The following is a 15,227-nucleotide window of genomic DNA, read 5'->3' on the forward strand; positions in this document are numbered from 1 at the left end:
CCCAGCCAATTCGTCAAAACGAGGTGCCGTGTCGATGTCTTCCGTCCGCGACCGTCTTGAAGCCGTTCTTTCGCGTTTGGCCGCCCGCGCCGCCGACGAGCGCGTATTCACCAGGCTTTATCCCGAGGCCGCGCGCGCGGCCGCCGATGCGGCGGATGCTCGGCGCAAGGCTGGTGTATCGCTCGGCCCGCTCGACGGCACGATCGTCTCGATCAAGGATTTGCTCGATGTCGCTGGCGAGCCGACGCTGGCCGGCTCGCTGCTCCGGCGCACTGCCGCCGCCGCCGAACGCGATGCGTCCGTCGTGCAGCGCCTGCGTCAGGCCGGCGCGGTCATCATCGGCAAGACCAACATGACCGAGTTCGCCTTCACCGCGCTCGGGCTGAACCCGCATTACGGCACGCCGGGCAATGCCGCTGACCCGGCGCGTGTTCCCGGCGGGTCTTCCTCCGGCGCCGGCGTGTCGGTGGGCGAAGGCACCAGTGTCATTTCCATCGGTTCCGACACCGGCGGCTCGATCCGCATTCCCGCCGCTCTGAATGGCGTCGTCGGCTTCAAGCCGACCGCGCGCCGCGTACCCTTGGAAGGTGCCTTTCCGCTGTCCTTCGCGCTGGATTCGCTCGGGCCGCTGGCGCGCACGGTTGCCGATTGCGCGGCTGCCGACGCAATTATGGCTGGCGAGGAGCCAACGCCGCTCGTTCCCGCCCGGCTTGACGGCCTGCGCGTCGGCATTCCGCGCGGGCATCTCTTCCGTGACACCGAAGAGCCGATCGCGCAGGCGTTCGAGGCGACTGTCGGCAAGTTGGAGCGATCCGGCGCGCGGATCTTCGACATTGCCATCGACGACCTCATCGATGCGATGAACGAGGCGACCCAATATGGCTCCATCGCCGGCATGGAAGGTGCCGCCATTCATGCCGACTGGCTGGCGGCCGGCACCGACGTTCCAGTCGATCCGCATGTCAGCTTGCCGTTGGCGCGCTACGCCAAGGCACCCGTGCCGATCTATATCCGCACCATGCGCAGCCGCGCCGAACACATTGTCGAGATGGATCGCAGGGCCGAGGATTTCGATGTGCTGGCGCTGCCGACCGTGCCGGTCGCGGCACCCTTGATCGAAGCGGTGATGGCCGATCCAAAGTTCGACGATCGCATGGAAGGGCTTTTGCTGCGCAACACCGAGGTCTTCAACTATTTCGACCAGTGCGCAATCTCACTGCCCATGCCGGGCACGGGGCTGCCGTCCGGCCTGATGCTGGTCGCCCGCAATGGGGATGACCGCCGTCTCCTGGCGATCGCAGCCTCGGTGGAGGCTTTGCTCAAAGCCTGAACAGGACGAGACGAAAGCCAATTGTTGGAAAGGCCCGCGCCTCATATGGCGCGGGCCTTTTTCATGGCTACTTGCCGCCGCGGCGTCTCAAGCCGTCGAAATAGACGATGACGATGATCAGCGCGCCGGTGATGACGCGCTGCCAGAAGGCGTTGACGTTGAGCAGGTTGGCGCCGTTGTTGATGGTGGCGAGGATGAAAGCGCCGAGCAGCGGCCCGTGCACCGAGCCGATGGCGCCGAACAGCGAGGTGCCGCCGATCACCGACGACGCGATGGCCTGCAGCTCCCAGCCTTCGGCCTGGGTCGGATTGCCGATGCCGATGCGGGAAGCCAGCAGCACGCCGACAAAGGCCGCGCACAGGCCCGACAGCGTGTAGGCCATATAGATGGTGCGCTGGACATTGACGCCGGAAAGCCGCGCTGCCTCGGCATTGGAGCCGACCGAGAACAGGTAGCGGCCCCATCTGGTGTGGTGCAGGAAGACATAGGCCGGCACGCCGACCAGGATCACCATCCAGAACAAATTGGGGATGCCGACAAAGGAGCCGCGCGAGAATTCCTGGAAGGCGTCGTTGTTGATCGAGATCGAATTGCCATTGGTCATCAAGAGGCCGATGCCGCGTAGTGACGTGAGCGTGGCCAGCGTGATGATGAAGGGCGGCAGGCCCATCTTGACGATGCCGAAACCGTGGAAGAGGCCGATGGCCACGCCGATGAGCAGCGTGATCAGGATGGCGAGGAACACCGGCAGCCCGGAATTGATCAGCATCGCCGTCGTCACCGTGGCGAAACCCACCACCGCGCCGACGGAAAGATCGATGCCGCCGGTGATGATGACGAAGGTCTGGCCGACCGCCAGGATGGCGATCATCGAGCCCTGGCGCAGCAGGTTGGAGATGTTGTTGGCAGTGGCGAAGCTCGATGTCGAGAAGGACAGCAGAACCCACAACAGCACCAGCAGCGCCAGCAGCGTCAGGCCAAACAACGCATTGTAGTTGCGTTTCGGCTTTTCAGCGGGGATCGCCTCGGTGCTCATATTTGTCCTCCCGGTTTTTCTTGTTTCTCGGCCAATGCCTCGGTCAGGATGTCCTCATGGCTGGCCGTGTGGAATCCGTGCGTGCCGACCAGCTTGCCACGGCGGAAAACGTGCAGCGTGTCGGCCAATTCATATACTTCGGGCAGATAGGACGAGATCAGGATGATGCCGGCGCCTTTCGACAACAGCGTCGAGAACAGCCGGTAGATCTCCGCCTTGGTGCCGACATCGACGCCGACCGTCGGCTCGTCGAAGATGAACAGCTTGGCGCCGTGGTTCAGCCACTTGCCGATGACGATCTTCTGCTGGTTGCCACCGGACAGGCTGGAGGCGAGCGCCTGCCGCCCAGGTGTCTTGATGCGCAGGCCGGCGATCTGCTGCTCGGCATGTTTGGCCTCCTCGCTGCCCGAGATCAGCAGGTTCTTGCTGATGCGCTTGTAGATCGGCAGGTTGAGGTTCAGGCCGACCGGCAGGTTGAGGCACAAGCCCTGGTCGCGACGGCTTTCCGGCGCCAGCGCCATGCCGAGCTTGATCGCATCGTTCTCGGAGCGGACATTGACCTCCTTGCCGTCCCAAAGGATGGTGCCGGAGGATTTCGGATGGCGACCGTAGACGGCGGTGACGAACTCGCTACGTCCGGCACCGACGAGACCGTAGAGGCCGACGATCTCGCCCTCCCGCACGGTCATGGAGACATTCTCGAAACCCTTGCCGGAAAGCTGTCTGGTTTCGAGGATCACCCTGCCGGCAGGGAACTGGTCCTTGTGGTAGATCTGTTCGATGGTGCGGTTGATCATCATCCGCACCAACTCGGCTTCGTCGGTTTTCTTGATGTCGCGGGTGCCGACATAGGTGCCGTCGCGCAGCACCGATACGCGGTCGGCGAGTTCGAAAACCTCTTCCATGCGGTGGCTGATATAGATGATGGTCACGCCTTCCGCCTTGAGGCGGCGGATCAGCGCGAAAAGCTGGTCGGCCTCCTTGCGGGTCAGGTAGGCGGTGGGTTCGTCGAAGATCAGGAATTTGGTGCCACGCACGGTGGCGCGGGCGGCGGCGATCAGCTGCTGCTGGCCGATGGTAAGACCGCCCAGCACGACATGGGCCGGCAGGTTGAAACCGAGATCGCTGATGATCTTCTGCGCGTCGCGGACCATCGCGCGCTGCTGCAGGAGGCCGTAGCGGACATTCTCTTCGCCAAGGAACATGTTGGCCGCGACGGTGAGATGGCGGCACAGCACCACTTCCTGGTGCACGGCGTTGATGCCAAGGGCCATCGCTTCATGCGGCGTGGCAAGCGCCACGGGTGCGCCTTCCCAGATCACGTCTCCGGAGGTGCGCGGCATAACGCCGGTCAGGAGCTTGATGAGCGTCGATTTGCCGGCGCCGTTCTCGCCGACGATGGCGTGAATCTCGCCCGCCCTGAAAGCCAGGTCGATCGGCTTCAGCGCGTGGGTGCCGGGATATCGCTTTTCCAGACCGCGCAGTTCCAGGATCACCTTGCCCGGTTCCAGTTCCGGGGCAGGATGCTGGTGCAATGCCGCTGACGTCATGACAATCCTCCCGATTGGCACGCTAAGGGTAGCCTAACGCATGGACCGTGAGCCGGAACAGGTTTTTCGCAGGCCCTTGGCAAAATTGTAGCTCGGCTACGAAGCCCGGCCTCTGCGACGGGCAATCCCGGTTGGAAGTTGCGCGTCCGAAGTCTTCTTGACCTCCGGCGCGTGTTTCCGGGGCCGCGACGGCCCCGGAAACGACCCGAGAGCCTATTTCAGCTTCGGATTGAGGAGCGCGTCGATCTTGGGCTCCTTCATGTTCGCCTTGGTGACGAGGTTGGCGCCGGTGTCGACGAAAGCCTCGACCTTCTCGCCCTTGGAGGCGGCGAGCGCGGTCTTGATGCCGTCATAACCCATCCGGTACGGATCCTGCACGACGAGGCCGGAGATGACGCCGTCATTGAGGAACTTGATCAGCTTCTCGTCGCTGTCGAAGCCGATCAGGCCGACCTTGCCGGAAAGCTTGTTCTCGGCGATCGCCTGGCCAACGCCCTGCGCCATGATCAGGTTGGACGCGAAGATGCCCTTCAGGTCCGGATTGGCGGTGATCAGGTCGGTCGCGATGTTGAGGCCGGTGGTTGCCTGGCCGTCGGCATATTTGTCGGCGACCACCGTGAGGCCGGGATACTTGGCCTTGACCTGCGCGAGGAAGCCCTCGCGGCGCTGCTCAAGCGAGCCGGCGCCGGGCAGTGCGGTGATGATCGCCACCTTGCCTTCGACCTTGCCGCCATTGGCCGCGCCGATTGCCGCGGCAAGGCCGTCTGCCGCCACCTGGCCGCCGACCTTGTTGTCGGTGGTCAGGAACGAGGTGAAGGCCTTCGAGTCGGCCGAGGAGTCGATGCCGATGATCTTCACCTTCTTGGCGGCTTCGTCGATCGGCTTGCCGAGCGCCTTGGCCTCGGTCGGGGCGATCACGACGGCGGCCGGATTGCCGGCAACGGCGTTTTCGAGGATCGAAATCTGGCCGTTGACGTCGGTTTCGGCCTGCGCGCCGAGCTCCGGCACGTTGACGCCGAGGTCCTTACCGGCCTTGCGGGCACCGGCCATGACGATCTGCCAATAGAAGGAGGTGGTGTCCTTCACGATGATCGGAATGGTGGTTTCGGCAGCGGTTGCCGGCACCGTGTGGAATGCACCGGCCAGCATCGACGCGGCGGCAAGCGCCACGACTGTCCGGCGGTTGATCATGCTTTTCACGAATTTCATAGGCTTCCTCCCAAAGTCGCCCGGTCGATTACGCGAAGTCCTTGCTGGATAGGCGATGTCCAATCAGGACTTTATCGATAAAAAACAGCAATTGGTTTTTAGTGGATCAGAACTGTTCTTGCAAGCATGGCGCCTCCCTTAACCCGTTCCGCACCGCTTCCATTTTGATATGAAGCATCAATTCCAAATCAAGGTCAATGCGGAATGCTTATTCCAATTCAGGTCCGCGGCCCAGCGGTCTTCTGCATGAATGCTCAGCCGCCGTCCGAATGAAGCACCCCCTTCTTCAGCAGGATGTTGGCATAGGCGGCGCGCTCGCCGCTCGCCACGATATAGGCGGCCTTGGCCGCGCGTTCGTAGAAAGCAAAACGCTCGAGCGGCGCGACGACGAAGGCACCCGCCAGCCGGTCGACGATGCCCTGGTAGGACCGGCAGATGATGGGAAGGCGGTCAGGGTCTTCCACCACCGCCATGCGGAAAGCGGCGGCCGGCGCGTAGGTGTCGAGCGGCATGTGGGTGAGGATCGCCTCCAGCAGTTCCTCGCCGCCAAGCCCGTCGGCGCGCACGACCTTCGGTCCCAGCGTGCTTGCCGGAAAATTGCCGTCGGCGATGACGATCTCGTCGCCATGACCCATGGTGCGCAATGCATACAGCAGGTCCGGTCCCAGAAGCGGGTGAATGCCGCGCAGCATCAGGCGATCTCCATGGCAATGCCTGTCCGCATGGCGGGACGGCGGGTCTTCGATGCTACGCCATCCATCCGGGCGCGGGGCAAAAATCGTCTCATTCGCGCACGGCTCCCGTCAGCGGCGATTGCACCGTCACATGCGGGCGGTAGGCCTCGAAGTCTTGCCGGGGAACGTCGATCCCGAGCAGTTCCATATTGCGCTTCAGGCTGGATGCCTTGGCGGTGCCGATCAGCACTGTCGCCACCGCCGGGTCATGCAGGGGAAATTGCAGCGCCGCCGTCGCCAGCGGATAGCCGGCCTTGCTGGCGATCGTTTCCATCGCCGAGACCTTCGACAGGATGTCCGGCGATGCCGGGCCGTAGTCGAAATTCGCGCCCGCTTTGGCGCCGGTTGCCAGGATGCCGGAGTTGAAGACGCCGCCGATAACCAGCGAGGTGCCGGCTTCGCGGCACAGCGGCAGAAGTTCGGCCTCGGCTGAACGGTCGAGCAGCGAATAGCGCCCGGCCAGGAGGATGCAGTCCTGCGGCGCGCGGCGCATCACTTCCAGGCAGATCTCGACCTCGTTGACACCAAGCCCGTAGGCGGAAATGACACCGGCCGATTTCAGCTCCTCCAGTGCCTTGATGCCGCCGCCCAGCAACTGGCTGAGATGTACCTTGGTCAGCTCGACGCCATGCGTGTAGACGCCGATGTCGTGGACATAGAGGATGTCGATGCGGTTCAGGCCGAGCCGCGCATAGCTGAATTCGACCGAACGCATGATGCCGTCATAGCTGTAGTCATAGTCAAGCTTGAAGGGCAGCGGGTCAACGAAGCCCAGTTTCGGCACCTGGTCCTCGGGCACCGGTTTCAGCAGCCGGCCGACCTTGGTGGACAGCACGTAGCTGTCGCGTGGCTTGGTGCGCAGATAGTCGCCGAAGCGACGTTCCGACAGGCCGAAACCGTAATGTGGCGCGGTGTCGTAATAGCGGATGCCATAAGACCACGCGGTGTCGAGGACCGCCTCCGCGTCCGTATTCGGCACCGCCTGGTAGAGATTGCCCAACGAGGCGCCGCCGAAACTGATTTCGGTGACATCAAGCCTGGTGTTGCCGATACGGCGGGTCTTCATGCACGAGCTCCCATTCGTGGCCGTTGATCGGCCATCCGCTGCTTGTCGAAGCCTACAATGTCGCGCCGAGATGCCAGGGCACGAATTCATTGTCGCCGTAGCCGAATTCCTCGCTCTTGGTCTTCTTGCCCGAAGCTGTCTCGATGATCAGCTCGAAGATTTCACGACCCATCGCGGCGATGGTCTTGTCGCCCGAGGCGATGACGCCGCAATTGACGTCCATATCCTCTTCCATGGCCGTAAAGAGCGTCGTGTTGGTGGCGACCTTGATCGACGGTGTCGGGTGGCTGCCGAAGCAGGAGCCGCGCCCGGTGGTGAAGACGATCACATTGGCGCCGCCCGCCACTTGGCCCGTTGCCGAGACCGGATCGTAGCCGGGCGTGTCCATGAAGACGAGGCCGTTGCCGGTGACCTTTTCCGCATAGGCGAAGACGCCGTTGAGCGGCGTCTGGCCGCCCTTGGCGACGGCGCCGAGAGACTTTTCGAGAATGGTGGTCAGCCCGCCGCGCTTGTTGCCGGGCGAGGGGTTGTTGTCGATCGAGGCGCCATGCATGGCGGTGTGGTTCTCCCACCACTTGATCAACCCGTCGAGCTTGGTGGCGATCTCGGGCGTCGCCGCGCGATAGGCAAGCAGATGCTCGGCACCATAAATCTCGGTGGTTTCGGAAAGGATGCCGATGCCGCCGACACCGGCAAGCAGATCGACAGCCGCGCCCAGCGCCGGATTGGCGGTGATGCCGGACATGCCGTCCGAGCCGCCGCATTGCAGGCCGACGACGATCTCGGAGACAGGGATGGGCTCGCGTTTCAGCTTGCCGACTTCCTCGGCGATCTCGGTCAGCACACCCATCGCCTTCTCGACCGACTTGCGCGAGCCGCCGGCGTCCTGGATGTTGAAATGGCGCTTGCCGGCGGCGACGCCTTTCTGGCCGTAGAGAGTCAGCTGGTTGACCTCGCAGCCGAGCCCGACCATCAGCACGCCGCCGAAATTGGGATGCCGCGCATAGCCGGCCAGCGTGCGGTGCAGAACCATCATACCGTCGCCGGTGGCGCTCATGCCGCAGCCCTGGCCGTGCACGATCGGCACGAAACCGTCGATGCCGGGATAGAGCGGCAGCAGGCGGCGGTTGGCTTGGTCGGCGATGGCGTGGCAGACGGTGGCCGAACAATTGACGCTGGCGACGATGCCGACGAAGTTACGGGTTCCGGCCCGGCCGTCGGCGCGGCGATAGCCCATGAAGGTGCGGGTCTTGTCGGCGTCGGTAGCCTCCAGCGGGGCCGAAGGCGGCACCACCGGCATGCGGCCGGACTCGAACACCAGATTGTGCGAATGCACATGCTCGCCCGCCGCGATGTCGCGCGTCGCACGGCCAATGGCCTGGGCGTATTTGACGACGGCGGCACCGGCCGGGATCGGCCGGATCGCAACCTTGTGGCCGGATTCGATCGCGTCCGCGGTGACGCCACCACCCGGCAGCGGCGTATCCTTCTCCAGCCGGCCATTGGCGACGACGACATTGTCGGAAGGCGAGAGCACGATCAAGTTGGCGGCGGTCAAGGCATCGGTTCCTGGGGTTGTCCTGGGTCGCAGCCGGATTGACAGCGGCAATCCCGCAGCTAATGTCTTTTATCGTAAAAAAACATTTGAGCGTCAATTGGCATTTTCGATTGGAGCGCGCAAAGGACGTTCCAACAGTTTGACTCGGCACATGATCCTTTCCGAAAATCGCTTCCGGTTTTCGGGGTCATGCGCTGGAGCGCTTGCCAGACAGGCGGTGAGGCAGGATGTCGAAGAACAACAACGTCTACAAGGATGCGTATAACCGCTGCCTTCGGCTCCTTGAGGAGAACAGCAACCTGCCGTCGGAGCCGGAGCTTGGTGCCACGCTCAGCGTCAGCCGCACCACGGTGCGCGGCATCCTCGCCCGCATGGCCGAAAACGGGTTGATCGCCTGGGACAAGCGCGCCAAGAAGGTGCTGCGCAGCCCTCGGCCGGACGACTTCTTTCCCGAGCAGGAAACCGACTCGCTGTCGCAGATCATCGAGCGTTCCTTCATGCGGCGCCTGCTGGCCGAGGACGCCGAGGCCGGCATGCAGATCAACGAATTGGAACTCGCCCGCGACATCGGCGTCGGCACTTCCAGCGTGCGCGAATTCCTGATCCGTTTCAGCCGCTTCGGCCTGATCGAGAAGCGCCCCAACAGCCATTGGGTGCTGAAGGGGTTCACCCGCGCCTTCGCGCTGGAGCTGGCCGATATCCGCGAGATGTTCGAACTGCGCTCGGCCGCTGCCTTCGTCGCTCTGCCTGACGACAACCCCGTCTGGAGTGATCTTGAGCAACTGGAAATCGAGCACCATGCGCTGGAGCGCGACATCGCCGTGCGCTACCCGGAATTTTCCGAGCTGGACGAGCGCTTCCACCGGCTGATCCACAGCGCGTCGCGCAACCGTTTCATCGTCGATTTCTACGACGTCATCGCCATGATCTTCCACTACCACTATCAGTGGAACAAGGCCGGCCAGCGCAGCCGCAACGAGGCGGCGGTGGGCGAACACCTGACCTATATCGCGGCGCTGAAATCGCGCGATCCGGTCAAGGTCGCGGCCGCCTGCCGCCAGCATTTGAAATCGGCGCGCCAGACCTTGCTGGATTCCACGCCGGAGGGCCGCCAAAGCGGAGGCTGAAGGCCTTGTTGCGCGGTGCGGGCTTGTTGCCGCAGCAGCAATTTGGAGATTTTCCCGATCTCCGGCCCATGATAGGTCTTTGAGCATCGGACAGGGAGGGCGCATCAGCGTGATCGCCAGGCGCAGCAGATGGAGCATGCCGACGGCCTTTGCCGTCGCGTGGGTGCTTGTCCTGCAATCGCTGCTCGGTGCTTTCGCCGCCGGCGCCGGCCCCAATCCAGCCCAGCTCGACGCTTTCGGCAATGTCATCTGTACGCATGACGGCACGGCCCAGCTGCCGCCGGGCGACCAGCCGCAACAGCATCAGCAATCCTGCTGCGTGCTTGGCTGCACCATGTTCTCGACGGCCTTCGGTGCTCCGCCCGAAACCGTCGCGCTGTTCAACGATCTTGCCCTGGTGGCCAGCGCCGTCGTGTTTCCGACGGCCGTCGTCTTCGGTTTCGACCGCGATTGGTCGCCCGGCAATCCGCGCGCGCCCCCGGTCGTGGCCTGATCGCTATCGTGGCACCACGGCATGACAGCCGCCGCCACGCTTCCCCTGCAATAGTTATTTTTCGTATCCGGCAACGGTGCGAGTTTCCTTCATGGAGCATTCCCATGCGTATTTTCGACCGCGCCCGCGCGCGCACCCTGTCTCATCGCCAGTCGGCCTCGCTCTTGCATTCCTTTGGGGATCGCCTCGGCATCGCCATCTTCGCCTTCGCCCTGCTGTTTGCCGGTGTCCACATGGCGGCGGCGCATGAGTTCAAGGCGGGCAGCCTCGAGATCGAACATCCGTGGTCGCGCGCCACACCCGCCGGCGCCAAGGTGGCCGGTGGCTATTTCACCGTAACCAACAGCGGCAGCCAGCCGGACAGGCTGGTCTCGATTTCTTCCGACATTTCCGAAAAGTCCGAGCTGCATGAAATGACGGTCAAGGACGGCGTCATGACCATGCGCAAGGTGGATGGCGGCGTGGAAATTCCGGCCAACGGCACGCTGAAGCTTGCCCCCGGCGGCTACCACCTGATGTTCATCGGCCTGAAGAAGCAGCCGAAACAGGGCGAAAAGTTCGCTGCCACGCTGACCTTCGAAAAGGCCGGTCCGGTTGCGGTCGAATTCGCCGTCGAGGCGATGGGCGCCAATGGGATGAAGATGGAAGAGCACGCCAACTGACCGGTTGGGTGATCGCCATTCTTCGAGAGGAATATCCATGTTCAGAACCATAACACTCGCCGGTTTTTTCGCCGGCTTCGGCACGGTCGCTGCCTTCGCCCATGTCTCGCTGGAGACCAAGGAAGCACCGGTCGATTCCACCTATAAGGCGGTCTTCCGCGTGCCGCATGGCTGCGACGGCAAGGCGACCACGGCCGTCCGCATCAAGATCCCCGAAGGGGCGATCGACGCCAAGCCGATGCCGAAGGCCGGCTGGAAACTGGAAACGGTGAAAGGCAAATACACCAAGTCCTACACGCTGTGGGGCGAAGCGGTCTCCGAAGGCGTGCTCGAGGTCAACTGGAGCGGCGGCAACCTGCCGGACGAATTCTACGACGAATTCGTGCTGAGGCTGCGGCTGACGGGCGACCTGCCGGTGGGCGAGACGTTGCGTTTCCCGGTCGTGCAGGAATGCGAGGGTGGTGCTGCCGCGCGCTGGATCGAGATTCCGGCCGTCGGTCAGGACGAGGACGCGCTTGAGCATCCCGCTCCCGGCATCAAGCTGTTGCCGAAAAAGTGACGGCGGGCGGCGCGCTGGCAACGGCGCGCCGCTTCCAGCCCAATGGGGTCGGGACGATGACACGGTTGGTTTTTCCGCGAGGCTTCGCCAGCATCATCCGCATGCTTGCGGCGGTCGCCATGCTGGCTGGCTGGCTGATCGGGCAGGGCGTCAGCCCCGCGCTGGCGCATGCCTCGCTGGTCAAGGCCGAGCCGGCGGACGGCGCCATGCTGGCGCAAAGCCCGGCCAGCTTCTCGCTCAGTTTCAGCGAGCCGGTCTCGCCGCTGGTCCTGACGCTGGTGCGTTCCGACGGGACGCCGGTGCGGCTGACTTCGTTCCGTGGCAACGGCCAGACCATCGAGATCGACAATCCGCAGACGCTTGCGCAAGGAACGCATGTGCTGAGCTGGCGGGTGATCTCGGCCGACGGCCATCCGGTCGGCGGCTCGTTGTTGTTTTCCGTCGGCGCGGTCAGCGCGGCGCCCGTGGTCGCCGATATCGTCGATGCCCGGCTGCACCCAGCCATCTGGGCCGCCAAGGTCGTACTCTATCTCGGCCTGTTTCTCGGCATCGGCGGCGCCTTCGCCATCTCCTGGCTGGCGGGCGGCAGCCGCAACGGCGAGCGCTTCGTTGCGGTGATGCTGCTCGTTGGGCTGGCGGCCGCGCCACTGTCGCTCGGCCTGCAGGGGCTCGACGCGCTCGGCGCTCCGCTCGAACAGATCGCGCAGACAATCGTCTGGCGCACCGCTTTCGGCACCAGCTTCGCCTGGGCGGTGCTCATCGGTATCATCGCGCTCGGGCTCGGGCTTCTGTCGCTCGCCCTGCCGCGCGGCGACGACAAGCCGTTCTCGGCGGCCGCACTCATCGCGGTCGGCGTTGCCCTGGCGGCGAGCGGTCACGCCAGTGCCGCGGCACCGCAATGGCTGACACGTCCCATGGTCTTCCTGCACGGCGTCGGCATTGCGGGCTGGGCCGGCGCGCTGGTGCCGCTCGCGGTTGCACTTTGGCGGGACCGTCTCAATGCAAAGCCGTTCCTGTTGCGCTTTTCCCGCGTGATTGTGCCGGTGGTGGCGGTGCTGGCGGCGGCGGGCGTCGTGCTCGCCGTGGTCCAGGTGCGGACGCCGTCGGCGCTGGTCGATACCGCCTATGGCAGGCTCCTGCTGATCAAGCTGGCGCTGCTGGCCGTTTTGTTCGCTCTGGCTGGCGCGAACCGCTGGCGGTGGACGGCGCTGGCAATGGCCGGCGAGGGCGGTGCCGCCAAGGCGCTCGCCCGCTCGGTCGTGATCGAGACCATGATCGTGGTGGCGATCTTCGGCGTTGCCGCCGGCTGGCGCTTCACGCCGCCGCCGCGCGCGCTGGCGATTGCCGCCGCCGAGCCGGTCGCCACCCATATGATGACGCTGCAGGCGATGGCCGACGTCACCGTCACTCCCGGCCATGCCGGCCCCGTCTCGATCAGCATCATGGTCATGACCGGCGATTTCGGACCGCTCGACGCCAAGGAGGTGACGCTGGTGCTGTCGCGGCCCGAGGCCGGCATCGAGCCGATCAAGCGCGCCGCGATGAAGCCCGGCGACGGAACCTGGCGGGTCGACGGCCTCGTCGTGCCGTTCGCCGGCCGCTGGACCGTGCGTATCGACATCCTGGTTTCCGATTTCGAGATGGTGAAACTGGAAGGGCCGATCGATATCCGTCCCTAGAGCGCCGCGCGTCCGAACGGACGCGCAAAGGACGCTCTAGCACTTTGAAGCTGCGCATCGTGCTTACCGAAAATCGATTCCCGATTTTCGGTAAGCACGATGCTCTAACCGACGTGTCCGTGACCCTAATCGATTGAAGTATCGGCGGACTACGACGGCAGGCTTGTTGACGAAGCCGGCCCGGAAGGCCAATCATACCTGACCCAAGACGGCATGATTGAAATTCGCAGACAGGAACGGACAGTATGGAAAAAGCCGAAATCGGCCTGATCGGCCTCGGTACGATGGGCTCCAACCTCGCCCTCAACATCGCCGAGAAAGGCCACCGCATCGCGGTCTACAACCGTACCCCGTCGCGCACCGACGATTTCATCGCCAAGGCGGGCGATCTCGCCGGCCGTATCGTGCCCTGCGAGAGCCTGGCCGATCTCGCCGCCGCCATCCGCCCGCCACGGCCGATCATCATCATGGTGCTGGCCGGCAGCCCTGTCGACGAGCAGATCGCGGCCTTGCGCGGCGAACTTGCCGCCAACGACATCATCATCGACGCCGGCAACGCCAATTTCCGCGACACCATGCGCCGCTTCAAGGAGCTGGAAGGCTCGGGCCTGACCTTCATCGGCATGGGCGTGTCCGGCGGCGAGGAAGGCGCGCGCCACGGGCCGTCGATCATGGTCGGCGGCAAGGAAGAATCCTGGCGCCGCGTCGAAGGCGTGCTCACCGCCATTTCCGCCAAGTTCAAGGGCGAGCCCTGCGCGGCCTGGCTCGGCCCGGACGGCGCCGGCCATTTCGTCAAGACGATCCACAACGGCATTGAATATGCCGACATGCAGATGATCGCCGAGATCTACGGCATCCTGCGCGACGGGCTGGGCATGGCGGCCAAGGAGATCGCGCCGGTGTTCGCCGAATGGAACAAGGGCAGGCTCAATTCCTACCTGATCGAGATCACCGCCGAGGTGCTGAAGGCCGACGATGCGAAGACCGGCAAGCCGGTTGTGGACATCATCCTCGACCGCGCCGGCCAGAAGGGCACCGGCAAATGGTCGGTCATCGAGGCGCAGCAGCTCGGCATTCCGGCAACCGCGATCGAGGCAGCGGTGGCGGCGCGCGTTCTGTCGTCGATCAAGAACGAGCGGCTGGCGGCGGAAAAGGTCTATGGCGGCGGCGTCGCCAGGATCGCGGCACCGCGCGATGAACTGCTCAAGGATCTGGAACTGGCGCTGTTCGCCGGCAAGATCGCCGCCTATGCGCAGGGTTTCGCGGTGATGGCTGGCGCCTCGAAGGAATTCGGCTGGAACCTGCCGATGCCGACCATCGCCAAGATCTGGCGGGCGGGCTGCATCATCCGCTCGCAGATGCTGGACACCATGGCCGAAGCCTTCGGATCGGGCGACGCGGCGACAAACCTTCTGATGGCGCCGGCCTTCGTGACGATGATGCAGCAGGCGCATCCCGCCTTGCGCCGCGTCGTGGCCCGCGCTGTCGAGGCCGGTGCGCCGGTGCCGGCGCTGTCGTCGGCGCTCGCCTATTTCGACAGCTACCGCCAGGGCAGGGGCACGTCCAACCTGATCCAGGCGCAGCGCGATTTCTTCGGCGCGCATGGTTTCGAGCGCATCGACGAGGCGGGTGCTTTCCACGGGCCGTGGGGCTGAGGCGCGCCGCGTCGCCGCCACGCCCTGCTTTCGCAGTCTGGCCATTGTCAAAAAACACTCCCCTTGCGGGAGGCGGGAAGCGGGGCGCCGGGTCGGTGCCTCTCTGTAATAGTACGTGGCGCCTTCCGGGCGCCCCGCCAGTGTTCTTGCCCCGGACCGACCTCGCCGTCCTTCGCGACGGCAGACTTCGGGCCTCGAAGCCGCCATTTTCGGCGGCCGGGTTTTTCCAGGGCCCGGACTTAGGGCTCGTCACCAGACAGCGCCACCGTTAGCGCTGCCAGTCCGGCACCGGCGCCCTCCCTGATACCCGGTGCGCACCAGGTTCCCGTGAGGGCGATGGGCTGATTGTCGTGCAAGCCCCGAACGTGTGGGCAAATCCGGGCGTGGTTTTCGTGCGGTTTTCGGCAAGGGATTGAACGGACAGCGTTCTTTCTTTGAGCTTGCGTCTTCCTCCACGCATCCAATCCACATCTTGCGCCGCGCCGACGCGTCATCGTTCAGGCATGGATTCCCGGCACGCTCCGCTCGTTCCTCGCTCACGCGGTCGGGAATGACGGGCTGCATGGATC

Annotated in this window: 13 protein-coding genes; 7 read left to right on the forward strand and 6 right to left on the reverse strand. The window is 64.4% G+C overall.

Annotation, left to right across the window (positions count from 1 at the left end; all coding sequences use genetic code 11):
* The first annotated feature begins 34 nt into the window (after positions 1-34).
* Positions 35-1,330 (forward strand): amidase, encoded by a 1,296-nt coding sequence (locus FZF13_RS13625; RefSeq protein WP_024926369.1) that lies wholly within the window; start codon positions 35-37, stop codon positions 1,328-1,330.
* A gap of 67 nt (positions 1,331-1,397) precedes the next feature.
* Here FZF13_RS13625 and FZF13_RS13630 read toward each other — a convergent pair whose 3' ends face one another.
* From FZF13_RS13630 to FZF13_RS13655, 6 genes are all read right to left on the reverse strand, one after another.
* On the reverse strand, positions 1,398-2,366 hold the full coding sequence (locus FZF13_RS13630) for an ABC transporter permease (RefSeq protein WP_024926368.1): 969 nt from the start codon (positions 2,364-2,366) through the stop codon (positions 1,398-1,400).
* Positions 2,363-3,916: a sugar ABC transporter ATP-binding protein gene (locus tag FZF13_RS13635; RefSeq protein WP_024926367.1), complete on the reverse strand. Its 1,554-nt coding sequence runs from the start codon at positions 3,914-3,916 to the stop codon at positions 2,363-2,365. Before FZF13_RS13635 ends, FZF13_RS13630 begins: the two co-directional genes overlap by 4 nt.
* Before the next feature lie 213 nt (positions 3,917-4,129).
* Positions 4,130-5,125, reverse strand: a complete 996-nt coding sequence (locus FZF13_RS13640) for an ABC transporter substrate-binding protein (RefSeq protein ID WP_024926366.1) — start codon at positions 5,123-5,125, stop codon at positions 4,130-4,132.
* Between the two features lie 254 nt (positions 5,126-5,379).
* The gene (locus FZF13_RS13645) at positions 5,380-5,817 is read right to left on the reverse strand and encodes an RbsD/FucU family protein (RefSeq protein WP_024926365.1); all 438 of its coding nucleotides are present in this window, start codon (positions 5,815-5,817) and stop codon (positions 5,380-5,382) included.
* Between the two features lie 91 nt (positions 5,818-5,908).
* Positions 5,909-6,925 carry an aldo/keto reductase gene (locus tag FZF13_RS13650; RefSeq protein ID WP_024926364.1) on the reverse strand — a complete coding sequence of 339 codons (1,017 nt, stop codon included), beginning with the start codon at positions 6,923-6,925 and terminating at the stop codon, positions 5,909-5,911.
* A 52-nt stretch (positions 6,926-6,977) separates the two neighbouring features.
* Entirely contained in the window at positions 6,978-8,483 is a 1,506-nt protein-coding gene (locus tag FZF13_RS13655; RefSeq protein ID WP_024926363.1) for a UxaA family hydrolase, read from the reverse strand.
* A gap of 227 nt (positions 8,484-8,710) precedes the next feature.
* Here FZF13_RS13655 and FZF13_RS13660 point away from each other — a divergent pair, with 227 nt between their 5' ends.
* From FZF13_RS13660 to gndA, 6 genes are all read left to right on the forward strand, one after another.
* Positions 8,711-9,610, forward strand: coding sequence for a GntR family transcriptional regulator (locus FZF13_RS13660; protein WP_024926362.1), 900 nt, complete (start codon positions 8,711-8,713; stop codon positions 9,608-9,610).
* Positions 9,611-9,746: 136 nt separating this feature from the next.
* The gene (locus tag FZF13_RS13665; RefSeq protein WP_024926361.1) at positions 9,747-10,103 is read left to right on the forward strand and encodes a DUF2946 family protein; all 357 of its coding nucleotides are present in this window, start codon (positions 9,747-9,749) and stop codon (positions 10,101-10,103) included.
* A gap of 104 nt (positions 10,104-10,207) precedes the next feature.
* On the forward strand, positions 10,208-10,765 hold the full coding sequence (locus FZF13_RS13670) for a copper chaperone PCu(A)C (protein ID WP_024926360.1): 558 nt from the start codon (positions 10,208-10,210) through the stop codon (positions 10,763-10,765).
* Positions 10,766-10,802: 37 nt separating this feature from the next.
* Positions 10,803-11,324 (forward strand): YcnI family copper-binding membrane protein, encoded by a 522-nt coding sequence (locus FZF13_RS13675; RefSeq protein WP_024926359.1) that lies wholly within the window; start codon positions 10,803-10,805, stop codon positions 11,322-11,324.
* A 56-nt stretch (positions 11,325-11,380) separates the two neighbouring features.
* Positions 11,381-13,003: a copper resistance CopC/CopD family protein gene (locus FZF13_RS13680; RefSeq protein ID WP_081766966.1), complete on the forward strand. Its 1,623-nt coding sequence runs from the start codon at positions 11,381-11,383 to the stop codon at positions 13,001-13,003.
* Between the two features lie 245 nt (positions 13,004-13,248).
* Complete coding sequence (gene gndA, locus FZF13_RS13685) at positions 13,249-14,658, forward strand: NADP-dependent phosphogluconate dehydrogenase (RefSeq protein WP_036255317.1); 1,410 nt, start codon at positions 13,249-13,251, stop codon at positions 14,656-14,658.
* Positions 14,659-15,227 lie beyond the last annotated feature (569 nt).

Origin of the sequence: Mesorhizobium terrae (assembly GCF_008727715.1) — a bacterium.
GTDB classification, from domain to species: domain Bacteria; phylum Pseudomonadota; class Alphaproteobacteria; order Rhizobiales; family Rhizobiaceae; genus Mesorhizobium; species Mesorhizobium terrae.